The following is a 23,750-nucleotide window of genomic DNA, read 5'->3' as shown; positions in this document are numbered from 1 at the left end:
CAGGAAGGGGACAGATGTGAAACTCATCATTGCGGCACTGAAACCGTTCAAGCTTGACGAAGTTCGCGAAGCGCTGACCACGATCGGCGTGCGCGGAATGATGGTGACCGAGATCAAGGGCTTCGGCCTGCAGTCAGGTCATACCGAAATCTATCGCGGTGCCGAATATGCGGTGAATTTCGTGCCGAAGGTCCGGCTGGAAATCGTCGTGGCCGATGCGCTGGCCGAGCAGGTGGTCGAAACCATCGCGAAGACCGCGAAGACCGACAAGATCGGCGACGGAAAAATCTTTGTGCTCGATGTCGAACAGGCCGTGCGGGTGCGCACCGGCGAAACCGGCGAAGACGCGATCTGAACAGGGACCCGAGGGAACAGGGGAAAACAGCCAAAATGAACAAACTTGTCAAATATTCCGGGCTTGCCGCGGCGATGTCGCTCCTGGCCGGTCTGCCCGCCCTGGCGCAGGAAGCCACAGAAGCGGTTGTCGAAGTGGCCGAGGCCGCGCCCGCGCTGGATACCGGTGATACTGCGTGGATGATGGTCTCGACCGCCATCGTGCTCTTCATGATCTTCCCGGGCATCGCCCTGTTCTATGGCGGCCTTGTGCGCAGCAAGAACATGCTTTCGGTGCTGATGCAGACCACCACCATCGCGGCACTGATGATGGTCGCCTATGTGGTTTACGGCTATTCCTTCGCCTTTGGCGGCGCCGAGGGCCCCTATTTCGGCGGTTTTGGCAAGCTCTTCCTCGCAGGTGTGGGGCCGGAGAGCCTTTCGGGCACCATCCCGGAATATGTCTTCATCGCCTTCCAGATGACCTTCGCCTCGATCACACCGGTGCTGATCATCGGCGCCTTTGCCGAGCGGATCAAATTCTCGGCGGCGCTCCTCTTCTCGCTGATCTGGGTCACCGTCGTCTATTACCCGGTCGCACATATGGCCTGGGACGCGAATGGCCTCTTCTTCGGCTGGGAAGTGTTTGACTTTGCAGGCGGCACGGTTGTGCACATCAATGCCGGTATCGCGGCTCTGGTTGGCGCGATCTGCGTCGGCAAGCGCCTCGGCTACGGCAAAGAGAACATGCAGCCGCATTCGCTGACCCTGACCATGGTCGGCGCCTCGATCCTCTTTGTGGGCTGGTTCGGGTTCAATGTGGGCTCGGCTCTGGGGGCCGGCACGCTGGCAGGCCTTGCGATGATCAACACCTTCACCGCAACCGCCGGCGGCATTCTCGGCTGGGTGCTGGTTGAGGCGCTGCTGCGCGGCAAGGCCTCGATGCTGGGTGGTGTCTCGGGCATGATCGCTGGTCTCGTGGCCATCACCCCGGCAGCCGGCGCAGTCGGCCCGATCGGCGCGATCTTCCTCGGCGCCATCGCTTCGGCAGCGGCCTATTACTTCGTCGCCGTCGTGAAGGTGAAGCTGGGCTATGATGACAGCCTCGACGTCTTCGGCATCCACGGGATCGGCGGCATCGTCGGCGCGGTTGGCGCAGGCATCTTCGCGGCACCGTCGCTGGGCGGCCAGGGCTATCCGGAAGGTCGCGGCATGGCAGAGCAGGTCTATTACCAGATCGCGGCTGTCGGTATCACCATTGTCTACTGCGCGGTGTTGTCCTTCATCATCTACAAGGTGGTCGGCGTTCTGACCGGCGGCCTGCGGGTCAGGGAAGACGCCGAGCGCGAAGGCCTCGACCTCTCTTCGCATGGCGAGCGCGCCTATCACTACTGATCACGGGCGGCGGCCTTCGGGCCCCGCCACACGCGAAAGAAAAAGCCCGTCGGAAATTCCGGCGGGCTTTTGCGTGTTGATCCCGGTGAGCGCCGGAGGCTTCAGGCCTTTTGCAGATCCTGGATCAGCGCATCAATATCGCCCCTGCGCCGGTCGAGCATCGCGCCGATTTCGGTGCGTTCCGAGGCGAGCATGTTCACGCCTTCGATGATGATGTTGAAAAACAGATCCCGCCCGCTTTTGTTCGACACATGCCAGCGCACTTCGAAAGGGCTGGAGCCCTTCAGATAGGCGGTTGAGATCACTTCGAAATAGCTTTTCACCGGGCGCGCGCCGGTGACCTCAATGCGGCCCCCGATGAACTCGCGGAAGCGGCGACCGTATTTGCGGCTGATATAGCCCTGGAAGGCCTGGGTGAAGGCCTGCATCTGGGCCTTTGACGCCGATTTCGCCGCCGGTCCAAGGGCAGACCGTGCGATCTGCGGCACATCGGCGTAATTCACGAAGAGCTTTTCAAAGGCCGGATACATCTGGGCCTCGGAGCGGCCCGAGTTGATGATCCCGTTGATATCGGCGACGGCCTTGTCGATCAGGGCCTTGGCCTCGGCATCGGAAAGCGCGAAGGCAGGCATGGCACCAAGCGCGGCAGCTGCCGCAAGCCCGGTGCCCAGAAAGTGGCGGCGCGAAAGGCCGGAAACCAGATGAACAGACATGTCAGTCCTCGCAACGTCAATCCGCATAGGGATCAATGAAATCGTCTTCATAGGGGTCGATGAAGTCGCCATCATCCCCATCCGCTGCGCCCTTTGCCTTCGCAATCTCATGGCGCCGGTTCTGCAGATAGAGAAGCCGGAGCTGGGCATAGCTGTCAGCGCTGTCATATAGGATCGAATCCACCGTATCGGAATAGCGGTAGCGATCATTTAGGCGTGAAAGCCCTTCAATGGCGAGAGTCGCATCGGCATCATCGCCGTCGAACACATTGTTCAGCGGGTTCATCGCGAAATCGACCACGATCCCGACCGTGTCGCGCGCGGTGGACGGCCCTTCGATGGGCAATTCGACATAGGGCCCTTCGCCGACACCCCAGACGGCGAGCGTCTGGCCGAAATCGGCATCGGTTTTCGGCATCCCCAGTACCGAGGCCACGTCGAACAGCCCGCCGATCCCGGCGGTCGCGTTCACGGCAAAGCGCAGTGTATTTGTCGTTGCCTCGCCGATTCGGGCCTGCAGCACCTGGTTCACCACCACGCCCGGCAGATCCAGCGTATCGGCGACATTCGAGACCCCCTGGCGCAGCGGCCCCGGCACCACGGTGCCATAGGCCTTTGACACCGGCCGCACGATCACTGTGTCCAGCCCTTTATTCACCGCATGGACGCCGCGATTCATCGGCTCGATCGGGTCATAAATGCCATCCGTATGGGGCGTCTGGGCACAGGCCGCAAGCACGCTCAGCCCGAGGACCAGCAGGAAGGGGCGGAAAGAGACGATTTCGGTCTGGCTGGTCACGGTCATTAACGGAATCTCAGGGCGTCACGAGACACTAAGCTAGGAGAAGGATGCAGAGATATTGCGTGAGAGGCTTACGGTGTGGCAATCCTCAAGACAACGGACATTTCTGCAGCGACCCCCCGGGTGGCAGGCTTCGGCCACAATCAGGCCATTCACTGAGCGATTTATGTGACATCTGGAGAAATGCATTGGTCCAAGGCACCTCGCAATCCGGGCTGAATGAGCTTTCCTCGGTCCGGTCCCTCTCAAAGGGGGCGTTGTCGGCCGCATTTCTCTTCTCGGTCTTCGCCAATCTTCTGATGCTGACCTCGCCGCTTTACATGTTGCAGATCTATGACCGCGTGCTGCTGTCGAGATCCGAGCCGACGCTGATCGCGCTGACGGTGCTGATGGTCTTCCTCTTCGCGGTGATGGGGCTTCTGGACCATGCCCGCGCGCGCATCCTGGCCCGGATAGGGGCGCGGTTCCAGGAGGCGCTGGACAAGCGGGTGCTGGCGGCCTCGTTTCGCAGGCTCTCGGTTGCGCCGATGGATACCGAGGCTCGCGCCGCCCAGTCGGATCTGGAGGCGATTGCGCGCTTCTGGGCCTCGCCCCTGCTGCAGGGGCTGCTGGATCTGCCCTGGACCCCGATCTTCATCGCGGCCCTGTTCATCTTCCATCCGGTGCTGGGCTGGTTTGCGGTTGGCGCGGCGCTTCTTTTGCTCTTGCTGGCCTGGGCCAATCAGCGCGCCACCGATACCATCACCCAACAGGCCACGCTGGCCAGTTTCGCCGCCGACCGCCAGGCCGAGAACCTTAAATCCGAATCCGAACTGGTGCGGTCCCTCGGGATGAGCGGCAATGCCTTTACCCGCTGGTATCACCTGCGCAGCCGCGCGCTGATCCGGGGGATGGAGCTGGCGGACCGGTCGGGTGGCTATTCGGTTCTGACCAAGACGTTGCGGCTGTTCCTGCAATCGGCAATCCTGGGTCTTGGCGCCTGGCTCGTGCTGAAAAATGCGCTGTCGCCTGGGGCGATGATTGCGGGTTCGATCCTGTTGGGGCGGGCTTTGCAGCCGATTGAACAGACCATCGGGCAATGGCCGATGCTGGCCAGAACGCGGGCGGCGCGGGATCGTCTGGGCAAGCTTTTATCCGAAGTGCCACGTGAGGTGAACCGCACCGCCTTGCCGCGCCCGACCGGCCGGATCGAGGTTTCGGGTCTTGCGGTTCTGCCGCCTGGTGATCCGCGGCCGGTTCTGCGGAGCGTGTCTTTCCGGGTCGATCCCGGTCAGGCCATCGGAGTGATCGGCCTTTCGGGCTCGGGGAAATCCTCGCTGGCGCGCGCACTTTGCGGGGTCTGGCCACCTGCGGCAGGGACGGTCAGGCTCGATGGGGCGACGCTGGATCAATATGATCCCGATCTGCTGGGCAGTTACATCGGCTATCTGCCGCAGCGGGTAACGCTGTTTGATGGCACCATTGCCGAAAATATCTCGCGGCTCGATGAGAATGCCGATCCCGCCGGGATCGTCGAAGCGGCGAAGAAGGCAGCGGTGCATGATCTGATCCTGCATCTGCCAAAGGGCTATGACACCCAGGTGACCAGCATGGGCGGCCAGCTGTCTGGCGGGCAGATCCAGCGCATTGGCCTCGCACGGGCCTTTTACGGCAATCCGGTGATGCTGGTGCTGGATGAGCCGAATTCCAACCTCGACAATGATGGTTCACTGGCGCTGAACCAGGCGATCCGCCAGGCAAAAACCGATGGCTGCGCGGTGTTCATCATGGCGCACCGTCCGGCGGCGATCCAGGAATGTGACCTGTTGCTGCTGATGAAAGACGGGATGGTGCAGAATTTCGGCCCGCGTGACCAGGTGCTGCGCGAGGCGGTGAAAAATGCCGGCGATATCGTCCGCCCGGGGCAGGGTGCGCAGATCCCGGCCAGCCAGGGAGGTGTGCAATGAGCCGCTCTGACCCCGGCAGCGCCCCCGGCCTGCGGCAATGGCCCATGCACCGCCCGCTGATCATCGGTTTCGCAGCCCTTTTAGCCCTGATCGGCGGCTTCGGCATCTGGGGCGCAATGGCAAGCCTTTCGGGCGCCATCGTGGCCAGTGGCCAGATCGAGGTAGAGCAGAACCGTCAGGTGATCCAGCATCCCGATGGCGGGGTTGTGGCCTCGATCGAGGTGAATGAGGGCAAGCGGGTCGAGGCTGGCGATATACTGATCCGGCTGGACGGTACGCTTTTGCACAGTGAACTGGCGATTGTTGAAGGTCAGCTCACCGAGGTGATCTCACAACGGGTGCGGCTGGAGGCGGAGCGCGACAATATCCCGGTGCTCGATTTCCCCGAGGCGCTGCGGGAAGAGGCAAAGGCCCGCCCCGAGGTCCAGGGTCAGATCGACGGTCAGATCAGCCTGTTCGAGGCGCGGCTTGCGACTTCGGCGAAAGAGGCCGAGCAGCTGGGGCGTCAGATCGGCCAGATTCAGGCGCGGATCACCGGAATCGACGCACAATCCGAGGCGATCCGGATCCAGCTTGATCTGATCCGCCAGGAGCTGACCAGCCAGAAGAGCCTGCTGGAACGCGGGCTGACCCAGATGGCTTCGGTGCTGGCGCTGCAACGCGAAGAGGCGCGGCTTCTGGGTCAGACCGGGGATCTGATCTCGACCCGCGCTCAGGCTGAGGAACGGATCACCGAAATCAATGTGGTGATCGGCAGTATCGACATCCGTCGCCGGGAAGAGGCGACCGACCGGCTGCGCGAGATCGCCCCGATGGAGCTGGAACTGGCCGAACGCCGCCGCGCGCTGCGCGAACAGGTGGCACGGCTCGATATCCGCACGCCGGTCTCGGGGATTGTGCTGGGTCTTGGCGTAACCACGCCGCGGGCGGTCATCCGGGCGGCGGATCCGCTGCTCTATATCGTGCCGCAGGATCGCCCGCTGGTGATCGCGGCCCAGGTCTCGCCGATTGATATCGACCAGGTCCATGTCGGCCAGCCGGTGGAGCTGGTCTTTTCGGCCTTTTCGTCGCGCACAACGCCGCATCTTCTGGGCAAGGTGACGGTTGTATCGGCCGATGCTTTCAGCGACCAGACGACCCGTGCCAGTTTCTACCGGGTCGAAATCGTGCTGGATATCGGGGAAATTGACAAACTGGGGGATCTGCAGCTGATGCCCGGGATGCCGGTCGAAGCTTTTATCCAGACCGATCCCCGCACCCCGATCGGCTATCTGGTCAAACCCTTCATGGACTATTTCAATCGCGCGTTCCGCGAGAGCTGAGCCGGAGTTTTATAAAAACTCCGGACCGGAGCCTGCAGAGGCTCCGGCACGATTTCTTGAAAGAAATCGTTTCCGACGCGCCCGGCTTGTCGCCCGGGCGGCCTGCGGATAGGCTCTGCCGCGACATTGATCAGCGGAGAATCCCATGTCCATCGAAGCCCGCCTGAAAGAGCTTGGCGTTATCCTTCCTGACGCGCCTGCCCCGGTCGCGAATTACGTGGGTTTCGTCCAGACCGGAAATCTCGTCCATATTTCGGGCCAGATCAGCGCCGATGAACACGGCCCGATCAAAGGCAAACTGGGCAGCGAGCTTTCGGTCGAACAGGGTGCGGCTGCAGCGCGTCGCTGCGCGATTTCGCTCCTGTCGCAGGTCAAAGTGGCCTGTGGTGGCGATCTGAGCCGTATCACCCGGCTGGTGAAACTGACAGGTTTCGTCAATTCCACCGCCGATTTCACCGATCAGCCAAAGGTGATCAACGGCGCCTCGGATTTCATGGTTGACGTGCTGGGTGACAAAGGGCGCCATGCCCGGGCCGCCGTCTCGTCAAACTCGCTGCCGCTGGGCGTGGCGGTCGAGATCGACGCGATTTTCGAGATCGCCTGATCATGACCCGGGTCCCTCTGCCGCCGTCTTTGCTTTGCCTGCCGGTCGCGCATCGTGCCTTGCATGACCGCAGCAGGGGGATCATCGAGAACTCTCCCGCCGCCATAAGGGCGGCCATAAGCGCCGGCTATGCCATCGAGATCGACCTCCAGCTGTCGCAGGATGGCGTGGCGATGGTGTTTCATGATGAAGACCTTGACCGTCTGACGCATGAGACCGGGCCGCTGAATGCTCGCAACGCGGCTGATCTGTCCCGGATCACACTGAAAGACAGCGAGGACCGGATCCCGACCTTTGCTGAAGTGCTTGATCTTGTCGCGGGTCAGGTGCCGCTCCTGGTTGAGATCAAGGACCAGACCCTGACCATGTCCGCCACTGACGGGCGGCTGGAGGCCGAGACGGCGCGGCTGCTGGCCGATTACCGGGGTGATGTTGCGGTGATGTCCTTCAACCCGCATTCCATCGCCCATATGGCACGGCTCGCGCCGGGGATCGCGCGGGGGATCACCACCTCGGCCTATGAGGCTGAGGACTGGGCGCCGCTGGACCCTGCCATTTGCGACCATCTGCGCGAGATCCCGGATTTTGCCCGCACCGATGCGTCCTTTATCAGCCATGAGGCCGCAGACCTGCCCCGCCCGCGCGTGGCAGCGTTGAAAGCCCAGGGCGCGGCGATCCTGTGCTGGACCATCCGGTCACCCGAGGCCGAGGCAAAGGCCCGTGAAATCGCGCAGAATGTCACCTTTGAAGGCTATTCCGCGCCGCTTCCGGCTTGATCAGCCCCCGGGGCGACCCATCTAAACCAGACACCTGCTCCCCGCGCCGCAAACAGGATCGCGATGGCCGATATTACCCTCGCCGAAAGCCTGACCGAAGTCCCTGCTGCCACCTGGGATGCGATTGCTGCGCCGGAACAGGCAGATGGCCGGCCCATCGACCCTTTCACCACGCATCGTTTTCTGATGGCGCTGGAGGCTTCGGGCTCGACCGGGGGAAAGACCGGCTGGCTGCCAAAGCCCTTGATTCTGTCTGATGCGGGGCGTCCGGCAGCACTGTTGCCGCTCTGGCTCAAGACCCACAGCCAGGGGGAATATATCTTCGATCATGGCTGGGCCGAGGCCTATGAGCGTGCCGGCGGCCGCTATTACCCCAAGCTCCAGGCGGCGGTGCCCTTCACCCCGGTCAGCGGCCGCCGGTTTCTTGGCCCCGACCAACACCGCGAGGCGCTGGCCGAAGCCGCCATTTCGATCACCGCCGGCAATCAGATTTCTTCGCTGCATGTCACCTTCTGCACGCCTGAAGAGGCGCAGGCGCTGAGCGGATTTCAGGGCCTCATCCCCCGCAAGAGCCAGCAATTCCATTGGTTTAATCGTGGCTATGCCAGATTTGACGACTTCCTTGCTGATCTGTCCTCGCGCAAGCGCAAGATGATCCGCAAGGAACGCGAGGCGGCGCGCGCCCATGGCCTCACCATTCACGCGCTCAGCGGCGATCAGATCCTGCCCGAACACTGGAGCGCTTTCTGGGCCTTTTACCAGGATACCGGCGCGCGCAAATGGGGCCGTCCCTATCTGACCCGCGCCGCCTTTACCGCCCTTCACGAGACGATGCGCGACGACATGTTGCTGGTCCTTGCCTTCGATGGCGCGACACCGGTGGCCGGCGCGCTGAATTTCATCGGGCGGGACGCGTTGTTCGGGCGCTATTGGGGGGCGCTCGCGGAATATCCGGCGCTGCATTTCGAACTCTGTTACTATCAGGCCATCGATTATGCCATCGCGCAGGGGCTGCAACGGGTCGAGGCCGGTGCCCAGGGCGAACACAAGCTTGCGCGGGGGTATCTGCCCCAGGAAACCTGGTCACTGCACTGGATCACCGATCCCGGATTTCGCCGGGCGGTCGCCGATTTCGTCAGCCGCGAATCGCTTGCGCTGGATGAAGAGATCGGGATCCTTACGGAATACGGCCCCTTCCGTCGCAGCACCGGGGACGAATAGCCCGCCATTGATCTTCTGTTACAGGCTGAGGGGCCCTTTACCATGACCGCATTGCTCACCCGGGAAGAACGCCAGACGCTGCTTCCTGATCTGGATGCGACGGGCTGGAAGGCGGCGCCGGACAAGGATGCGATCCGCAAGATATGGAAATTCCGCAGCTTTTCCGAGGCCTGGGGCTTCATGACCCGCGTGGCGCTTGCGGCGGAACGCGCGAACCACCATCCCGACTGGTCAAATCGCTATAATATTGTCGATGTCACCCTGACGACCCATGACGTCAATGGCCTGAGCGCTCTGGATATCGACCTGGCAAAGCGGCTCGACCGGATCGCCCCAGGAGCCGTGATTATAGAAGACCATGGCGCGCCGATCCTCTGCCTTTGCGAGATGAGGGCGCAGGGCCGCTGAAGCCCGGTCCCTTTTGATCCCCGTCCGATCTTTGTCGGGGCGGGCGGGTGCCCCTGAAAGGCACCCGCGTTAGGGATCAGACCTCTGCCAGCAGCGCTTCGCCGCCCGAGATCTCGCATTGCCCCGGCGAGGCCTCAAGATGCAGCACCCTGACCACACCATCTTCGGCCAGCAGCGCGTAGCGTTTGGAACGCCCCAGCAGACCGGCGGGCGGTGCGTCGAATTCCAGACCGATCGCCTTGGTGAAAGAGCCATCCGCATCGCCGAGGAAGCTCAGCCCCGCTTTGTCCGCCCCGGTCGATTTCGCCCAGGCATCCATCACGAAAGGATCATTGACCGAGACGCAGATGATTTCTGCCACGCCTTTGGCCGCGAATTTTTCGGCGGTGCGGATAAAGCTCGGCACATGGGCGGTGGTGCAGGTGCCGGTAAAGGCGCCGGGCAGACCGAAAATCACCACTTTGCGGCCCTTGAGCTTTTCGCCCAGATCCACCGCTTCCGGTCCGTTGGCACCCAGTTTCAAGAGCTTCGCTTCGGGCAGTTTCGCCCCGACAGTGATTTGCGACATTACGTGTCTCCTCGCGCGTTGCGCCTGTTGCCCGGGAAGTTATAGGCTGTGTCGCGTAACATTCCAGAGGGGGCGGAAGATGAGGGTGGTGATAGTGGGCGCCGGTCAGGCCGGAGCGGCGCTGGCGGCAAAATTGCGCAACCTTGGCGCCGATGGTCCGATCACCATGATCGGCGACGAAGCCGCGCCGCCCTATCAGCGCCCGCCGCTGTCCAAGGCCTATCTGATGGGCGAGATGGAGCAGGAACGTCTCTGGCTGCGCGGCCCGGAATTCTGGGAAGAAAACAACATCACCCTGCGTCTGGGGGCGCCCGTGACCGCCATCGACCGCGCCGCGAAAACCGTGACGGTCGGGGCCGAGACCATCCCCTATGATCAGCTGGCGCTGACTACCGGATCAAGCCCGCGCCGCCTGCCCGCTGCCATCGGCGGTGATCTGGACGGCGTCTTCACCGTGCGCAATCTGCGCGATGTCGACCGGATGCGCGCGGAATTCACCGCTGGCCGCAGCCTCGTCGTGATCGGCGGCGGCTATATCGGTCTGGAAGCGGCGGCGGTTGCCAAAAAACTCGGCCTCACCGTCACCCTGATCGAGGCAGCACCGCGCATCCTGGGCCGAGTCGCCGCCGCCGAGACCGCTGATTTCGTTCGCAAAACCCATAGCGAGCAGGGCGTTACGATCCTTGAGGAAACCGCGCTCGACCGCATTCTCGGGGACAGGGCGGTCACCGGTGTCCTGTTGAAAGACGGGCGCGAGATCGCGGCTGATTTCGTTGTGGTGGGGGTTGGCGTCTCGCCGGGCGCGGAACTGGCCGATGCCAGCGGCATCGCGCTGGATAACGGCATCGCAACGGACGAGCAGGGCCGCACCTCTGATCCGGCGATCTGGGCGGCGGGCGATTGCGCGTCCTTTCCGTGGAAGGGCGGCCGGATCCGGATGGAATCGGTCGGCAATGCCATCGACCAGGGCGAGATCGTCGCGGAGAATATGCTCGGTGCGGCAAAGGCCTATCAGGCGAAACCCTGGTTCTGGTCGGATCAGTATGATCTGAAACTGCAGATCGCCGGGCTGAATATCGGCTATGACCGCGTGATCACCCGTGAAATCGGCGGCGTCTCGCACTGGTATTACCGGGGCGATGACCTGCTCGCGGTTGATGCGATGAGCGATGCGCGGGCCTATATGGTCGGCAAGCGGCTGATCGAAGCCGGAAAGTCACCGGCGCCAGAGGTCATCATCTCCGCACCCGATCTGAAGGCCTTGCTGAAATAATGCGTATCATCGGAGGCGCGCGGCGTGGCCTGCAACTCGCGGATGTCGGGCAGGGGGATGTCGAGGCGCATCTGCGCCCGACATCCGACCGCGTCCGCGAGGCGATCTTCAACCTGCTTCTGAATGGCGGCTATGGCAATCCGGTCCAGGAGGCACGGGTGCTGGATCTTTTCGCAGGCACTGGCGCGCTTGGGCTAGAGGCTTTGTCGCGCGGGGCCACGCGGGTGGCTTTTGTCGATGACGGCGCGGCGTCGCGCGCGCTTTTGCGCAAGAATATCGAAAAGATGCAGGCGATGGGCGTCACCGATGTCTGGCGCCGCGATGCGACAAAGCTCGGCCCCAATCGCGGGCCAGGCTACGACCTCGTCTTTCTCGATCCGCCCTATGGCAAAGCGCTTGGCGAGGCCGCGCTCGCCTCGGCACTGGCAGGCGACTGGCTGACCCCGGGCGCGATCATCGTCTGGGAAGAGGGCACCGCCCCCGCCCCGCCCGAGGCATTCGATCTGCTCGACCAGCGCCGCTATGGCGAGACCTGGATCACATTGCTGCGCGCGCCCGGCCTGGCCTGAGCGTTACCGCTATCACACAATGCCGATCTGATGCTGCCCGGGCGCTGTTCGCCCGGGGCCATGGGTGATAGCGCCGGGCAGAGATTGCCGCCCCCGCCAGAACCGGATCACGACATGACACCTCCCGCTGCTGTACTCTTCGATTGTGACGGCGTGATCGTCGACAGCGAAGGCCCGACATTCCAGATCATGCTGGCTGAATTTGCCAGCTGCGGCTTTCATCTGACACTGGAAGAGCTTGAGCGCGATTATATCGGCGGAACGGTCGAGGATGTCGCAAGTCGTGCCCGTGCCAATGGGGCCGATCTGCCGGAAAGCTGGGTCGCCGATCTCTATGCCAATATGTATGCCATGCTCGAAGCCGGGGTGCCGCTGATCCCGGATATTCTCCAGGTCTTCGACCGGCTGGATGCGGCGGGCATTCCCTATGCGGTCGGCTCCAACGGATCGCCCGAAAAGATGCAGATCACTCTGGGTGCACGTGGCCTTATCCCAAGGTTCCGCACCGTGCTGTCAGGCCAGGCCATCGGCAGGCCGAAACCACTGCCCGATCTTTACCTCGCCTGTGCAAAAGCCTGCGGCGTGGCGCCAGAGGCCTGTGTTGTGATCGAAGACAGCCCGGCCGGCGCCCGCGCCGCCATCGCCGCAGGCATCCCCTGCCTCGGCTTTGCCGCGCATGGCGAAGACAAGCCCCCCGCCAGAGGTCTCAAAGCCCTGAATGTGCCGCTTTTTCATTCCATGAAAGATCTGCCCGGCCTTCTCGGGCTTTAACCCCCGGCTTCCCCCTGTCCGAAATGGTCCGGCAGTGTGGGGGCTGCGCCCCGACCCGTTACTGCGCCCGCAAATCGCGCAGCACATCCGGGCTGGCATAGCCATCCGCGACCATCCCGCCTGCCTTTTGCCAGGCCTTGACCGCGGCCACGGTCTTTGGCCCGATCCGTCCGTCAACACCGCCCGCGTCATAGCCGGCAGCAGTCAAAAGCTGCTGGACCTCTTTGCGCTCGTCCAGTGTCAGCGCCTTCCAGTGACGTGGCCAGGTGGTCGCAATGGGCGGGCCGCCCGCGATCCGGTCCGCCAGATGGCCAATCGCGATCACATAGGCATCGGCCGGGTTGTAGCTTTCGATCGCCTGGAAATTCGGCCAGATCGCGAAAGCCGCGCCCCTGGCTCCCGCAGGCACCAGGATTGACACCCGCGCGCCCTCTGGCCAGGGCCCCGCCACCGGCTTCACCCCAAGCGCCGCCCAGTCCGCTGCCGGCTTCACCACCCGCTCTGAGGTCAGGTCGTAATCGAACCCCTCGGGCAGCTGCACCTCCATCCCCCAGGGGACGCCCGGCGCCCAGCCATGCCGGCTGAGGTAATGCGCCGCCGAGGCCAGGGCGTCGGCGGGATCATCCGACCACAGGTTCCGCCGCCCGTCGCCATCGAAATCCACCGCATAATCGCGCCAGGAGGTCGGCATGAACTGGGTATGCCCCATCGCGCCCGCCCAGCTGCCCTGCATATCGGGGCGGGAGACCTCGCCCGCCTCAAGGATCTTCAGCGCCTCAATCAGCTGCGCGCCGAAAAACGCCTCGCGCCGCCCGTCATAGGTCAGCGTCGCCAGTGCCGAGATGGTGTCGGTCCTGCCGCGAAAGGTGCCGTAAGAGGTCTCAAGTCCCCAGACCGCCAGCACAATCTCTTTGCGTACGCCGTATTTCGCTTCGATCCGGGCCAGCAGGTCCGCATGTTTCTCAGCCGCCGCCCGGCCCATCGCCACCCGCTCGTCGGAAACGGCGATGTCGAGATAATCCCAGATCGTGCGGGTGAATTCATTCTGGTTGCGGTCGCGGCGCACGACATCGGGCAGGAACTCTGCCGCGCGCATTTCGCGGTCCCAGACCGCTGCCGGCACACCGGCTTCCAGCGCCTTGCCGCGATACTCGCCAATCCAGGTGCGGAACCCCGCTGCAGTTTCGACCTCGCGCCCCACGGCAGTGCTGCCCTCTGTGTCTTCGATGGTCTGGGCCTGAACCGCCGGCCCCATGGCGGCAGCCGCCAGTATCACCGCCGCCGCAAGGGCAAGCCGTTTCATTTCCGCCGCCTCACCACCCGGCGTTTCGCGGCCTCGGCCGCCCGTGCTTTGCCAAGCGCGCGTTTTGGCGCGCGGCCCCGGCCCTTTGCGGCACGCCCCGAAGGCAAAGCGCGGTCTTCCAGCTCGACAAGTTCCAGGATCAGCCCGCCGGTCACCGGCACGGCCTCGGCGAGGCGCACCTTGACCTTCTGGCCAATGCCGATGGTCAGACCGGTGTCGGCCCCCATCAGGGTCTGGCTGTCGGGGTCGAAATGGAAGAATTCGCGCCCGACCTCGCGGATCGGCACCAGCCCGTCGGCCCCGGTCTCGTCAAGTTTCACGAAAAGCCCGAAGCGCTGCACCCCGGCGACGCGGCCGGTAAACACCGCACCGACCCGGTCCGAAAGATAGGCGGCCAGATAGCGGTCGACCGTGTCACGCTCGGCGGCCATGGACCGACGCTCGGCATCCGAGATCAGCTTGCCGGTCTCGGCGAGGTTCTCCATGTCGAAATCCGACAGGCCATCCGGTGTGTCCTTTGGGCCAAGCCCCAGCCCCCGGATCAGCGCGCGATGCACGATCAGGTCGGCATATCGGCGGATGGGCGAGGTGAAATGCGCGTAATTCTTCAGTGCCAGCCCGAAATGGCCGAAATTCTCGGGCGCGTAATAGGCCTGGGTCATCGAGCGCAGCGTCGAGATATTGATCAGCTCGTCAAATTCCGAGCCTTCGGCCTGTTTCAACAGCTGGTTCAGATGCGAGGTTTTCAGCACCTGACCCTTAGCCAGCGTAAAGCCGGAGCCCTCCGCCACTTCGCGAAGGCTTTCCAGCTTGTCGGGCGAGGGTTCCTCATGAACGCGGTACAGCAAAGGCTGCTTTACCCGCTGCAATTCCTCGGCGGCGGCGACATTCGCCATCACCATGCATTCTTCGATCAGCTTATGCGCGTCGAGCCGGTCCTTGAAATCGACCGACAAAACCTTGCCCTCATCTGACAGAACGATCTGGCGTTCGGGCAGATCCAGATCCAGCGGCTGGCGCAAAGCCCGTCCGCGTTTCAGCGCGTCATAGCAGGCGTAAAGCACTTTAAGCTGCGGCAGGAGCGCGCCCGTCGCCGCGTCGGGCTGGCCGTCGATTGCGCGCTGAACCTGGCCATATTCCAGGCTGCCCTTTGACCGCATCACGCCCCGCGTAAAGCGATGCGCGATCTTCTGCCCCGAGGAATTGATCCGCATTCTGACCGCCATACAGGGGCGGTCGACATGCTCGTGCAGCGAACACAGATCGCCCGACAATGTATCGGGCAGCATCGGCACCACGCGATCGGGGAAATAGGTGGAATTGCCTCTGCGCCGCGCCTCGCGGTCCAGGGCCGAGCCCGGGCGGACATAATTCGCCACATCGGCAATCGCGACCCAAAGGACAAAGCCGTCCGGATTGCCCGGCTCGTCATCAACCAGCGCCAGCACCGCATCATCACGGTCGCGCGCGTCCTGGGGGTCGATGGTGACAAGGTCAAGATCCCGCAGATCTTCGCGATGCGCCATGGTAAAGGGCGGCGCGTTATCGGCCTCTTCTACTGCCTTGTCGGGGAACTGGTCGGGGATGCCATGCTGATGGATCGCGATCAGCGAGACCGCGCGCGGACCCGCCGGATCGCCCAGCCGCGCCACGATTTTGGCCTGCGGCAGGCCCATGCGGCGATTTCCGACGGCCTCGCCCTCGACCAGTTCGCCATCTTTCGCGCCCATATCGCCATCGGGCAGGACCCGCCACTCCTTGTCCTGGCCCTTGTCGATCGGCACGATCCGCCCGCCTTCGGATCCTTTGCGGAACACGCCCAGCACTTTCAGCGGGTTCGACCCGATCCGCCGGATCAGCCGCGCCTCCCAGACGTAATCGTCCAGATCGACCTTCGCGAGCCGGGCCAGAATCCGGTCGCCGACGCCCAGAGTGGGATCGTCCTTTTTCGCGATGATCAGGATACGGCCGGCATCGGGATCGACGCCTTCCTCCATCGCTTCGGCGAAAAGATCGCCCGCCGCATCGGGCGGCAGCACCTTCAGCAGCGCGACCGGCGGCAGCTCGCCTTTCGGCAGGAACCGTCGCGCGCGTTTCGCGAGATCCCCTTCGGCCTCCATCTCGCGCAGCACGCGTTTCAGCTCGCTCCGCTCATCGGACTTCACGCCGAAGGCTTTCGCGATGTCGCGCTTTGACGACAGGCCGGGATTATCGGTGATCCATTGACGGATCTGCTCTTTGGACGGGATCTGGCTCATGTCTCAGACCTAGCACGCGCCTTGCCAGCCGGGAAGCGGATGCTTGACAGGCTGCGCTTTCACGCGCTTATGCGGGGTCGTCCGCAGCCCCCGCTTATGCGGGCCACCCCGCAGGAGGCCGATATGGCGCCGAAAAAGCCGCAGGAAAAGACACCGGAAGAGCTGTTTCTGCAGCCGCTGGCACGTCTTGCGGGTGAGGATCCGGAGATCGAGGCGCTGGTTTTCTGGGGCGATGCTGATGGCTGGCCGGCGCTGCCGTCTGAGGCGCTGGACAGTGAAGAGATCACTTTCTGGGCCGAAGGGCTGATCCCCGAGGGGTTTCACCTTGAATGGCAGGTGATTGCCGGGCCGGATGGCATCCGCCCGGATCACATCCGCCTTTACGCCTGGGAAACAGGCGAGGCACCGCCCGAAGGCGACGCCCCGATCCTGGCCCGGGCGCGCTGGCCCGCATAGGGCTCAGCTGCGGCGCGGATGGCCGCCGACAAAGACGTAATAGGTCTTGCCGCGCGCCACGGTGATCTCAAGCCCCATCTCGGTGATATTGGGATTGAGCAGATTGACCAGATGCGAGGGCGAATTCAGCCAGAGCCGCGCCGGCGTCGCCGAATTGGGCGCGGAACTGCTGGTCGCGAGGTTCTCGGTCGCGGTCTTAAGCCCGTAGCCCGCCCGTTTCAGCCGCGTCTTCAGCGACGAGCCGTTCGAGCCGCTATGGCTCATGAAGGCATTCACCGCCATGTCACAGGCGTGACCCCTTGCGGCACGGTCAAGGGTTCCGTTGAGGCGTAGCGGCCCAAGGCCCCGTTCCGCGCGCAATCCATTGACCCATTGCGCGAATTCCTGGCGGATCTGCTGCCGCTCGGAAGCAGCCGTGCAGGCGAGCGCGGGTAAGGACAGAGCAAGAAAGGCGGCCGTCAGAGACGGCAACAGAGACAGCTTCATGGCAGCAGCATCCACGTTCCAGAGAAACATCAGACTGGATCAGCCCCCGCTGATCCGCTTTTGTCATCTATGGCAAAGATCGCTGAACTAAGGCGAGACAAAGAAAAAAACCGGGCGCAGGGCCCGGTTTTTTGCTCGGTTCATGTCAGTTGCTGCGCGGATCGTGGCTCAGCGACGGTCAGACTCGTCGTCCTCGTCCTCATCCTTGTCGCCGGAGGGCAGCGAGAAGAAGCTGTCGGCATCCGAGAAGTCCTTCTCTTCCGCTTCTTCCTCTTCGACAGGCTGCTCCTCGCCAAAGACCTCAAGCCCGGTGAGAGCGGTCTCGACACGCGCCACCGGCTCCATGCCGAGGCTCTGCTCGGTCGAAACCAGTTTGCGACGCTCGTCATCCGACATCACGCCGCCTTCGGCTGCCTTGCGGCGAACGGCCTGCTGCACGGCGGCATCCAGCTCAGACTGGCGGCACAGACCAAGCGCGACCGGGTCAACCGGGGTGATATGCTGGATATTCCAATGGGTGCGTTCGCGGATCGACTGGATCGTCGGCTTGGTGGTGCCGACAAGTTTGCCAATGGCGCCATCCGACAGCTCCGGGTGGAACTTGACCAGCCAGAGGATCGCCGCCGGGCGGTCCTGGCGTTTCGAGAGCGGGGTATAGCGCGGGCCACGGCGCTTTTCCTCGCCCAGAGCGGCGGCGTTGAACTTGAGCTTGAGCTTGTAGAGCGGGTCTTTCTCGCCACGGTCGATCTCGACCTGTTCAAGCTGGTTATTGGCGATCGGGTCAAACCCTTTGACGCCACCACCGACATCACCATCGGCAATGCCCTGGACCTCAAGCTCATGCATGCCGCAGAAATCGGCGATCTGTCTGAAGGTCAGGGTCGTGTTGTCCACCAGCCAGACGGCGGTCGCGCGGGCCATAATCGGCTTCGACATAGGACTTCCTTTCAGCTGTTGCCCTGCTAGCAGGGTTGGCCTTTACAAATCTCTCCCGCGCCGGGAAAACGGCTGTGAACCTTTGGTTCACGTTCTCCGATGTCGGGGAATTACCCTGCCGTATAGTGCGATTCCTGCCTGAGGGAAAGTAAAATTGCTGCGGATCCTGTCGCTCGTCACCTTGTGCCTGCTGACTGTCTTTCCGGCGAAAGCCGAGGGTGAGAGGGCGGGCGATTTCGACTATTACGTCATGGCGCTGTCCTGGTCCGCGGGCTGGTGCGAGGCCGAAGGCGATGCGCGCCGCGATCCGCAATGCGATATCGGGCGCGGGCTGACCTTTGTGCTGCATGGGCTCTGGCCGCAAAAGGAAAAGGGCTGGCCATCTTACTGTCGCACGGTGGAGCGCGATCCGACCCGTTCTGAATCGGCCGCAATTGCGGATGTGATGGGGGGCGCGGGCTATGCCTTTTACCAGTGGAAAAAGCATGGGCGCTGTTCGGGTCTCGCGCCGGGGGACTATTACGCAAAGGCACGCGAGGCCTATGAAAAAGTCGAAATCCCGCCGGTCTTTGCCCGCATGTCCAAGACACTTAAAGTGCCCGCCGAAGTGATCGAGGGCGCTTTTCTTGAGGCAAATCCGGGGCTGAAACCCGATCAGGTCACCATCATCTGCCAGGGCGGTGCCATTCGCGAGGTTCGGATCTGTCTGACCAAAGATCTCGCGCCGCGCCGCTGTGGGGAGGGCGCGATCCGCGACTGCCGGCTGAAAGACGCGGTGCTCGACGCGGTGCGCTGAAAGCCACACTCCGGAAGCCTCCGGCGGAGGTCAGGAGGAAGTTGCATTCCCCTGATCGGGATACTCCCGCCGCAGATGCAGGGGGCAGCCCGCGCCCGGATCAGGAATTCTCTACCTTCATCACGATCTTGCCGATATGGCCGGGGGATTCGATCCGCTCATGCGCCTTGGCTGCGTCGCCAAGTGTGAATTCGCTGTCGAGCACCACTTTCAGCGCGCCCCGGGCGATCATCGGCCAGACCTCGCGTTCCAGGTCGCGCGCGATCCGGGCCTTGGCGATGTCGCTTTGCGGGCGAAGGGTCGAGCCGGTGATGGTCAGGCGGCGCATCATCACCTCGGCGAAATTCACTTCGGCTTTGGCGCCTTGCAGGAAGGCGATCTGCACGATGCGGCCATCATCGGCGAGGGCTTTGATATTCCTTGGGATATAGCTGCCACCAACCATGTCTAGGATCAGATCCGCGCCGCCCAGCTTGCGCATTTCTGTCACGAAATCACGGGTGCGATAGTTGAAAGCGGCTTCTGCGCCAAGATCGAGGCAGACCTGGGCTTTCTCATCGCTGCCAGCGGTTGCGAAGACCCGTGCTCCGAGTGCTCTGGCAATCTGGATCGCCGTGGTGCCGATCCCCGAAGTGCCACCGTGAACAAGGAATTTCTCGCCCGCCTGCAGCCCGCCGCGCATCACGATATTCGACCAGACGGTGAAGCAGGTCTCGGGCAGGCAGGCGGCCATTTTCATCGACATGCCCTGGGGCACCGGCAGCGCATGGGTCTCGTGGCACAGCGCATATTCCGCGTAACCACCCCCCGGGAGCAGCGCGCAGACCGTCTCGCCGATCTTCCAACGCGAGACGCCGGGGCCGGTCTCGACCACCGTGCCGGAACATTCCAGCCCGGGCAGTGGCGAGGCATTCGCGGGCGGCGCATAGGCGCCGGCGCGTTGCAGCGCATCGGGGCGGTTCACCCCGGCATAGGCCACCCGGATCACGATCTGGCCATGGCCCGGCACTGGCACCGGCAGAGTACAGGGTTGCAGCACATCCGGGCCGCCGGGGGCGACGATCTCGATGGCCTGCATGGAATCAGAGAGTTTGTCGGAAAGGGGCATGGGCTTGCTTTGTCTTTGCGGGCAGGGATGCGGGGGGCGGGTCAGTGACGCGGAAAGGGGGCGGAGGGCGGATCAGAACGGGCGGGGGCCTTTGCCGCCCCTGGCCTCCTGGCCCGGCAGATCATCGGGCAGGACGGGAGGGCGGATCCGGCCGAGGAATTTCAGCGGTCGCCCCATCAGTGCCTTGCCGATCGGGTTGCTGGCAAGGGCTGCTTTCGCTTTCTCGAACTGCATCACATTTTCAATGCGGCGGTCGAGGAAGTCGCGCGTTGCCTGAAGGCCGGTACTGTCATCGCCCAGCCAGAACAGAACCGTGGCACCATAGACAGCCGAGAGGCTGAGGCGTTTCGTGTACCAGTTCAGATCATCCGATGTATCGCCAAGCGCGGTCCAGATCGCATCTGCGGTGCCCCAGATGGCACGGCTTCCCTCGGCACTGTGCTGGGGCAGCGCGAAAAGCGTGGTGCCCCGCCGCACCGCTTCGCGATCCGCGATTTCCAGCCGCAGGAGCACCGCCCGCGCCACCCGGTCGCGAAAGCGCAGCGCGGCCAGATCCTCTTCGGCAAGGATCCGCGCCATCTCGCGGTCGCCCCGCATATGCCAGGCCAGCGCCAGATCGATCCCGCCGCGCGGGAAGAGCGCAGCCGCAAGGCCTGGCGCCACCCCCGAATCAGCCGCCGCCGCCTTCAGCGTGGTCTCGGACCAGCCATCGAACGCCACATGCGCCAGGGCCGCATCCAGCAGTTTTTCCCTTGCAATTGCCGCTTCCATCATCGTCTCCGCAGGTCGAAAGGTGGACAGGAGCCCCTGCATCTGTTATGCGCGCCGGGCCTGCACAAATATGTGCAACTCTAGCTTAGGAAGGTGGTGACAACCACATGCAGGTCAGCGTCCGCGACAATAACGTCGAACAGGCACTCCGTGCTCTGAAAAAGAAGCTGCAGCGCGAAGGCGTTTTCCGTGAAATGAAGCTTAAGCAACATTTCGAGAAACCGTCGGTTAAGAAAGCTCGCGAGCAAGCCGAAGCGATCCGCCGTGCGCGTAAACTCGCGCGCAAGAAAGCGCAACGCGAAGGCGCACTCTGAGCCTTACCGCGAGGTAGCTTTGAGGCGTTTCCCGATCTGGTCCTTCGGGTTTTCCAGGGGATCAGACAGGGACGTGAACACTGGGGCCGTTCGGTCCTTACAAGGTCAACCCCCGCCCTCGTGGTTGGGGGTTTTCCTTTGTCGTGCTTCTGAAAACCATGAAATCCGCCGCAGTTACGGCGCCGCCGGGCCGGAGCGTGGCCATCAGCGGGTTGCCACGGACAGCGGCGCCGCTGCCTGTGCGCCAGATCTCCCCCGCCCCGCACCGGGCGGCAGGTGTATCGCGTTGTTTCTCCGGATGCTGGCCCCCGCTTATAAGGCAATGTCATATCGGCCAATGACCGGAGCTCTGAGGGTGGCGTCACCCTGGTCGCCCGGCTGACATGCAGCGGCGACGGGGTGCAACCGCCTGCGCAATCGAAAACGGCCCGCGAGAGGCGGGCCGTTCTGTCAGATCAGGCTTTCGATTTCAGCTCGACCAGGATCGCCTGAAGCAGCTCTGCCTCGGTCGGGGCGGCCGGCGCATCCGGGGCCGCTTCTTCTTTCTTCTTGCCAAGTTGCGAGACGCGGTTGATCCCTTTGACCAGCAGGAAGACCACCCAGGCGATGATCAGGAACTTGATCACGGCATTGATGAAGCTGCCGATTTTGAACTGTGCTTCGCCAAGGCCGAAGCTGACATTCGAAAAATCGATGCCGCCGACGATCAGACCGATCAGCGGATTGACGAGGTCATCGACCAGCGACGTGACGATGGCGGTGAAGGCTGCGCCGATGATGATACCGACGGCCATGTCGATGACATTGCCGCGCGAGATAAAGGCCTTGAACTCATTGAGCATCTGACTGTCCCTTGTTTCCTCCGGCTCTTGCGCCGGTCCGCTTCTCTGCGCTTCACGCACAGTTACCGCAGGAATATCGCACATAAATTGGGGCTTACCCACTGGGAAAAATTGCCTATCTCTTAGCAAAACAGCCGCAGGAGGCCATATTGTCCACACTTTCAGCTTTTCCGGTGACGGCGCGCTGGCCCGCGCTCAATCCCGGGGTGATCCAGCTTTATTCGCTGCCCACGCCCAATGGGATCAAAGTGTCCCTGATGCTGGAGGAGACCGGCCTTCCCTATGAGGCGCATCTGGTCGATTTCGGGAAAAATGACCAGCTCAGCCCGGAATTCCTGTCGCTGAACCCGAATAACAAGATCCCGGCGATGATTGACCCGCATGGGCCGGGGGATAAGCCGCTGCCCTTGTTCGAGAGCGGGGCGATCCTGCTCTATCTGGCCGAGAAAAGCGGGAAGTTTCTGCCCGAGGCCAAACGCTGGCAGGTGATCCAGTGGCTGATGTTCCAGATGGGTGGGCTTGGTCCGATGTTCGGCCAGCTTGGCTTTTTTCATCATTTCGCGGGCAAAGAGATCGAAGATCCGCGCCCGAAGGAACGTTACCGTGCCGAGGCAGAGCGGCTGCTGAAGGTGCTGGATCAGGCGCTTGAGGGGCAGGACTGGCTGGTTGGCGAATATACCATTGCCGATATGGCAATCGGCCCCTGGCTCAATACGCTGAAGGGGTTTTACAAAGCCGCAGAGATCGCAGGCTGGGCGGATCTGAAAAACGTGCCGGCCTATCTGGACCGGATCCTTGCGCGCCCGGCCATGCAGCGCGCCATGAATATCCCCGCCCGCGGGTAAGGAGCTGCGGGCGGGGTTACCCCCGCCCGTGCATTCAGCAGGGCTTTTTCCAGCCGTCGATCACCGAAATCGCCTCTTCTGCGGTCTCGACCATGCGGAAGAGGTCGAGATCTTCCGGGGAAATCACCCCCGCATCCGCCAGTTGGCTCCAGTTAACCACACTTTCCCACCAGCTCTTGCCAAAGAGCAGGAAGGGTACGGGCTTCATCCGATGGGTCTGGATCAGGGTCAGCGCCTCGAACATCTCGTCGAGCGTGCCAAAGCCTCCGGGGAAGACCACGATGGCCTCGGCCCGCATCAGGAAATGCATCTTGCGGATCGCGAAATAGTGGAAGTTGAAGCACAGATCCGGTGAAACATAAGCATTCGGCGCCTGTTCATGCGGCAGCACGATATTGAGGCCGATGGAATGGCCCCCGGCATCTGCTGCGCCGCGATTTCCTGCCTCCATCACACCCGGCCCGCCGCCGGTCACGATCACGCCTTTGCGCCCGTAAGACCCCAGGCTGCGTTCGGTCATGATCTTCGCGAAGCGGCGCGCCTCATCGTAATAGGGCGAGAGATCGGCCAGCGCTTTGGTTTTTGCCTGATCGCGATGTTCCGGCGCGGGAATGCGGGCCCCGCCGAACAGGACGATGGTGGTCTCGATCCCGCGTTCATCCATGATCAGCTGCGGCTTCAGCAGTTCCAGCTGCAGCCTTACCGGGCGCAGATCCTCACGCGTCAGAAAATCCTGGTCGGCAAAGGCCAGCCGATAAGCCGGGGCGCGGGTCTGCAGCGTATCGGGGCATTTATCTGCCGCGACCAGATCCTGGCCACTGTCCCGGAACGGATGATTGCGCGACTCGTCGTTCATGATACCTCCCACCAGTCACCGGGCCGATTGCGTGACCCGGATACAAGCCTTATAGCCCCATGGACCTGAACAAAACCC

At 63.0% G+C, this 23,750-nt stretch carries 26 protein-coding genes; 15 read left to right on the top strand and 11 right to left on the bottom strand.

Features of this window, described 5'->3' with window-relative positions; translation table 11 throughout:
• Positions 1–16: 16 nt before the first annotated feature.
• Together BLW25_RS14010 and BLW25_RS14005 are read left to right on the top strand one after the other, a co-directional pair.
• On the top strand, positions 17–355 hold the full coding sequence (locus tag BLW25_RS14010) for a P-II family nitrogen regulator (RefSeq protein WP_092900030.1): 339 nt from the start codon (positions 17–19) through the stop codon (positions 353–355).
• 35 nt (positions 356–390) lie between these two features.
• A complete protein-coding gene (locus BLW25_RS14005; RefSeq protein WP_092900028.1) occupies positions 391–1,728 on the top strand; it encodes an ammonium transporter in 1,338 nt (445 codons plus the stop codon).
• Positions 1,729–1,829: 101 nt separating this feature from the next.
• On the opposite strand, the gene BLW25_RS14000 is transcribed toward BLW25_RS14005, so the two are convergent.
• Together BLW25_RS14000 and BLW25_RS13995 are read right to left on the bottom strand one after the other, a co-directional pair.
• On the bottom strand, positions 1,830–2,441 hold the full coding sequence (locus BLW25_RS14000) for an MlaC/ttg2D family ABC transporter substrate-binding protein (protein ID WP_092900026.1): 612 nt from the start codon (positions 2,439–2,441) through the stop codon (positions 1,830–1,832).
• Between the two features lie 16 nt (positions 2,442–2,457).
• Complete coding sequence (locus BLW25_RS13995) at positions 2,458–3,246, bottom strand: MlaA family lipoprotein (RefSeq protein ID WP_092900024.1); 789 nt, start codon at positions 3,244–3,246, stop codon at positions 2,458–2,460.
• 185 nt (positions 3,247–3,431) lie between these two features.
• On the opposite strand from BLW25_RS13995, the gene BLW25_RS13990 reads away from it, so the two are divergent.
• The 6 genes from BLW25_RS13990 (at position 3,432) to BLW25_RS13965 (ending at position 9,520) form a co-directional block, all read left to right on the top strand.
• The gene (locus BLW25_RS13990; protein ID WP_092900022.1) at positions 3,432–5,189 is read left to right on the top strand and encodes a type I secretion system permease/ATPase; all 1,758 of its coding nucleotides are present in this window, start codon (positions 3,432–3,434) and stop codon (positions 5,187–5,189) included.
• Entirely contained in the window at positions 5,186–6,511 is a 1,326-nt protein-coding gene (locus BLW25_RS13985) for an HlyD family type I secretion periplasmic adaptor subunit (protein ID WP_253188460.1), read from the top strand. Before BLW25_RS13990 ends, BLW25_RS13985 begins: the two co-directional genes overlap by 4 nt.
• A 145-nt stretch (positions 6,512–6,656) precedes the next feature.
• Positions 6,657–7,115 carry a RidA family protein gene (locus BLW25_RS13980; RefSeq protein ID WP_092900020.1) on the top strand — a complete coding sequence of 153 codons (459 nt, stop codon included), beginning with the start codon at positions 6,657–6,659 and terminating at the stop codon, positions 7,113–7,115.
• A 2-nt stretch (positions 7,116–7,117) separates the two neighbouring features.
• Positions 7,118–7,891: a glycerophosphodiester phosphodiesterase family protein gene (locus tag BLW25_RS13975; protein ID WP_092900018.1), complete on the top strand. Its 774-nt coding sequence runs from the start codon at positions 7,118–7,120 to the stop codon at positions 7,889–7,891.
• A gap of 63 nt (positions 7,892–7,954) precedes the next feature.
• Positions 7,955–9,112, top strand: a complete 1,158-nt coding sequence (locus BLW25_RS13970) for a GNAT family N-acetyltransferase (RefSeq protein WP_092900016.1) — start codon at positions 7,955–7,957, stop codon at positions 9,110–9,112.
• A 42-nt stretch (positions 9,113–9,154) separates the two neighbouring features.
• Entirely contained in the window at positions 9,155–9,520 is a 366-nt protein-coding gene (locus tag BLW25_RS13965; protein WP_092900014.1) for a 4a-hydroxytetrahydrobiopterin dehydratase, read from the top strand.
• A gap of 76 nt (positions 9,521–9,596) precedes the next feature.
• Here the strand turns inward: BLW25_RS13965 and BLW25_RS13960 are convergent, their stop codons facing one another.
• The gene (locus tag BLW25_RS13960) at positions 9,597–10,088 is read right to left on the bottom strand and encodes a peroxiredoxin (RefSeq protein WP_092900012.1); all 492 of its coding nucleotides are present in this window, start codon (positions 10,086–10,088) and stop codon (positions 9,597–9,599) included.
• Positions 10,089–10,167: 79 nt separating this feature from the next.
• Here BLW25_RS13960 and BLW25_RS13955 point away from each other — a divergent pair, with 79 nt between their 5' ends.
• From BLW25_RS13955 to BLW25_RS13945, 3 genes are all read left to right on the top strand, one after another.
• Positions 10,168–11,361, top strand: coding sequence for an NAD(P)/FAD-dependent oxidoreductase (locus BLW25_RS13955; RefSeq protein ID WP_092900010.1), 1,194 nt, complete (start codon positions 10,168–10,170; stop codon positions 11,359–11,361).
• Positions 11,361–11,930, top strand: a complete 570-nt coding sequence (gene rsmD / locus BLW25_RS13950; protein ID WP_092900007.1) for a 16S rRNA (guanine(966)-N(2))-methyltransferase RsmD — start codon at positions 11,361–11,363, stop codon at positions 11,928–11,930. Before BLW25_RS13955 ends, rsmD begins: the two co-directional genes overlap by 1 nt.
• A 114-nt stretch (positions 11,931–12,044) precedes the next feature.
• Positions 12,045–12,701, top strand: a complete 657-nt coding sequence (locus tag BLW25_RS13945; protein WP_092900005.1) for an HAD family hydrolase — start codon at positions 12,045–12,047, stop codon at positions 12,699–12,701.
• Positions 12,702–12,759: 58 nt separating this feature from the next.
• Here the strand turns inward: BLW25_RS13945 and BLW25_RS13940 are convergent, their stop codons facing one another.
• Positions 12,760–14,004, bottom strand: a complete 1,245-nt coding sequence (locus BLW25_RS13940; protein WP_092900003.1) for a lytic murein transglycosylase — start codon at positions 14,002–14,004, stop codon at positions 12,760–12,762.
• Positions 14,001–16,262, bottom strand: coding sequence for a ribonuclease R (gene rnr / locus BLW25_RS13935; RefSeq protein ID WP_092900001.1), 2,262 nt, complete (start codon positions 16,260–16,262; stop codon positions 14,001–14,003). Before rnr ends, BLW25_RS13940 begins: the two co-directional genes overlap by 4 nt.
• 123 nt (positions 16,263–16,385) lie before the next feature.
• Between rnr and BLW25_RS13930 the strand changes: the two genes are divergently transcribed.
• On the top strand, positions 16,386–16,718 hold the full coding sequence (locus BLW25_RS13930; protein ID WP_143040515.1) for a hypothetical protein: 333 nt from the start codon (positions 16,386–16,388) through the stop codon (positions 16,716–16,718).
• A 3-nt stretch (positions 16,719–16,721) separates the two neighbouring features.
• On the opposite strand, the gene BLW25_RS13925 is transcribed toward BLW25_RS13930, so the two are convergent.
• Together BLW25_RS13925 and BLW25_RS13920 are read right to left on the bottom strand one after the other, a co-directional pair.
• On the bottom strand, positions 16,722–17,204 hold the full coding sequence (locus BLW25_RS13925; protein ID WP_171909558.1) for a CAP domain-containing protein: 483 nt from the start codon (positions 17,202–17,204) through the stop codon (positions 16,722–16,724).
• 168 nt (positions 17,205–17,372) lie between these two features.
• A complete protein-coding gene (locus BLW25_RS13920; protein WP_092899995.1) occupies positions 17,373–18,140 on the bottom strand; it encodes a DUF1013 domain-containing protein in 768 nt (255 codons plus the stop codon).
• A gap of 154 nt (positions 18,141–18,294) precedes the next feature.
• Between BLW25_RS13920 and BLW25_RS13915 the strand changes: the two genes are divergently transcribed.
• On the top strand, positions 18,295–18,936 hold the full coding sequence (locus BLW25_RS13915; RefSeq protein WP_366268137.1) for a ribonuclease T2 family protein: 642 nt from the start codon (positions 18,295–18,297) through the stop codon (positions 18,934–18,936).
• Positions 18,937–19,036: 100 nt separating this feature from the next.
• On the opposite strand, the gene BLW25_RS13910 is transcribed toward BLW25_RS13915, so the two are convergent.
• Together BLW25_RS13910 and BLW25_RS13905 are read right to left on the bottom strand one after the other, a co-directional pair.
• Positions 19,037–20,044, bottom strand: coding sequence for an NAD(P)H-quinone oxidoreductase (locus tag BLW25_RS13910; RefSeq protein WP_092899993.1), 1,008 nt, complete (start codon positions 20,042–20,044; stop codon positions 19,037–19,039).
• A gap of 72 nt (positions 20,045–20,116) precedes the next feature.
• Positions 20,117–20,815 (bottom strand): COQ9 family protein, encoded by a 699-nt coding sequence (locus BLW25_RS13905; RefSeq protein ID WP_092899991.1) that lies wholly within the window; start codon positions 20,813–20,815, stop codon positions 20,117–20,119.
• Positions 20,816–20,922: 107 nt separating this feature from the next.
• Here BLW25_RS13905 and rpsU point away from each other — a divergent pair, with 107 nt between their 5' ends.
• A complete protein-coding gene (gene rpsU / locus BLW25_RS13900; RefSeq protein ID WP_082400860.1) occupies positions 20,923–21,129 on the top strand; it encodes a 30S ribosomal protein S21 in 207 nt (68 codons plus the stop codon).
• A gap of 455 nt (positions 21,130–21,584) precedes the next feature.
• Here the strand turns inward: rpsU and mscL are convergent, their stop codons facing one another.
• A complete protein-coding gene (gene mscL / locus BLW25_RS13895; RefSeq protein ID WP_092899989.1) occupies positions 21,585–21,971 on the bottom strand; it encodes a large conductance mechanosensitive channel protein MscL in 387 nt (128 codons plus the stop codon).
• Positions 21,972–22,120: 149 nt separating this feature from the next.
• Here mscL and BLW25_RS13890 point away from each other — a divergent pair, with 149 nt between their 5' ends.
• Entirely contained in the window at positions 22,121–22,816 is a 696-nt protein-coding gene (locus BLW25_RS13890; RefSeq protein ID WP_092899987.1) for a glutathione S-transferase N-terminal domain-containing protein, read from the top strand.
• 34 nt (positions 22,817–22,850) lie between these two features.
• Here the strand turns inward: BLW25_RS13890 and BLW25_RS13885 are convergent, their stop codons facing one another.
• Positions 22,851–23,672: an LOG family protein gene (locus BLW25_RS13885; protein ID WP_092899985.1), complete on the bottom strand. Its 822-nt coding sequence runs from the start codon at positions 23,670–23,672 to the stop codon at positions 22,851–22,853.
• Between the last annotated feature and the right edge of the window lie 78 nt (positions 23,673–23,750).

The organism is Rhodobacter sp. 24-YEA-8 (genome assembly GCF_900105075.1).
GTDB lineage: Bacteria > Pseudomonadota > Alphaproteobacteria > Rhodobacterales > Rhodobacteraceae > Pseudogemmobacter.
The sequence above is the reverse complement of the archived record's forward strand: the minus strand, read 5'-3'. Positions and strand labels throughout refer to the sequence as shown.

Bases quoted from the DNA above. Each gene is read 5' to 3' on its own strand.
- BLW25_RS14005 (WP_092900028.1), top strand. From the start codon at position 391: ATGAACAAACTTGTCAAATATTCCGGGCTTGCCGCGGCGATGTCGCTC.
- BLW25_RS14000 (WP_092900026.1), bottom strand. From the start codon at position 2,441: ATGTCTGTTCATCTGGTTTCCGGCCTTTCGCGCCGCCACTTTCTGGGC.
- BLW25_RS13995 (WP_092900024.1), bottom strand. From the start codon at position 3,246: ATGACCGTGACCAGCCAGACCGAAATCGTCTCTTTCCGCCCCTTCCTG.
- BLW25_RS13985 (WP_253188460.1), top strand. From the start codon at position 5,186: ATGAGCCGCTCTGACCCCGGCAGCGCCCCCGGCCTGCGGCAATGGCCC.
- BLW25_RS13980 (WP_092900020.1), top strand. From the start codon at position 6,657: ATGTCCATCGAAGCCCGCCTGAAAGAGCTTGGCGTTATCCTTCCTGAC.
- BLW25_RS13975 (WP_092900018.1), top strand. From the start codon at position 7,118: ATGACCCGGGTCCCTCTGCCGCCGTCTTTGCTTTGCCTGCCGGTCGCG.
- BLW25_RS13970 (WP_092900016.1), top strand. From the start codon at position 7,955: ATGGCCGATATTACCCTCGCCGAAAGCCTGACCGAAGTCCCTGCTGCC.
- BLW25_RS13965 (WP_092900014.1), top strand. From the start codon at position 9,155: ATGACCGCATTGCTCACCCGGGAAGAACGCCAGACGCTGCTTCCTGAT.
- BLW25_RS13960 (WP_092900012.1), bottom strand. From the start codon at position 10,088: ATGTCGCAAATCACTGTCGGGGCGAAACTGCCCGAAGCGAAGCTCTTG.
- BLW25_RS13955 (WP_092900010.1), top strand. From the start codon at position 10,168: ATGAGGGTGGTGATAGTGGGCGCCGGTCAGGCCGGAGCGGCGCTGGCG.
- rsmD (WP_092900007.1), top strand. From the start codon at position 11,361: ATGCGTATCATCGGAGGCGCGCGGCGTGGCCTGCAACTCGCGGATGTC.
- BLW25_RS13945 (WP_092900005.1), top strand. From the start codon at position 12,045: ATGACACCTCCCGCTGCTGTACTCTTCGATTGTGACGGCGTGATCGTC.
- BLW25_RS13940 (WP_092900003.1), bottom strand. From the start codon at position 14,004: ATGAAACGGCTTGCCCTTGCGGCGGCGGTGATACTGGCGGCTGCCGCC.
- rnr (WP_092900001.1), bottom strand. From the start codon at position 16,262: ATGAGCCAGATCCCGTCCAAAGAGCAGATCCGTCAATGGATCACCGAT.
- BLW25_RS13930 (WP_143040515.1), top strand. From the start codon at position 16,386: ATGGCGCCGAAAAAGCCGCAGGAAAAGACACCGGAAGAGCTGTTTCTG.
- BLW25_RS13925 (WP_171909558.1), bottom strand. From the start codon at position 17,204: ATGAAGCTGTCTCTGTTGCCGTCTCTGACGGCCGCCTTTCTTGCTCTG.
- BLW25_RS13920 (WP_092899995.1), bottom strand. From the start codon at position 18,140: ATGTCGAAGCCGATTATGGCCCGCGCGACCGCCGTCTGGCTGGTGGAC.
- BLW25_RS13910 (WP_092899993.1), bottom strand. From the start codon at position 20,044: ATGCCCCTTTCCGACAAACTCTCTGATTCCATGCAGGCCATCGAGATC.
- BLW25_RS13905 (WP_092899991.1), bottom strand. From the start codon at position 20,815: ATGGAAGCGGCAATTGCAAGGGAAAAACTGCTGGATGCGGCCCTGGCG.
- rpsU (WP_082400860.1), top strand. From the start codon at position 20,923: ATGCAGGTCAGCGTCCGCGACAATAACGTCGAACAGGCACTCCGTGCT.
- mscL (WP_092899989.1), bottom strand. From the start codon at position 21,971: ATGCTCAATGAGTTCAAGGCCTTTATCTCGCGCGGCAATGTCATCGAC.
- BLW25_RS13885 (WP_092899985.1), bottom strand. From the start codon at position 23,672: ATGAACGACGAGTCGCGCAATCATCCGTTCCGGGACAGTGGCCAGGAT.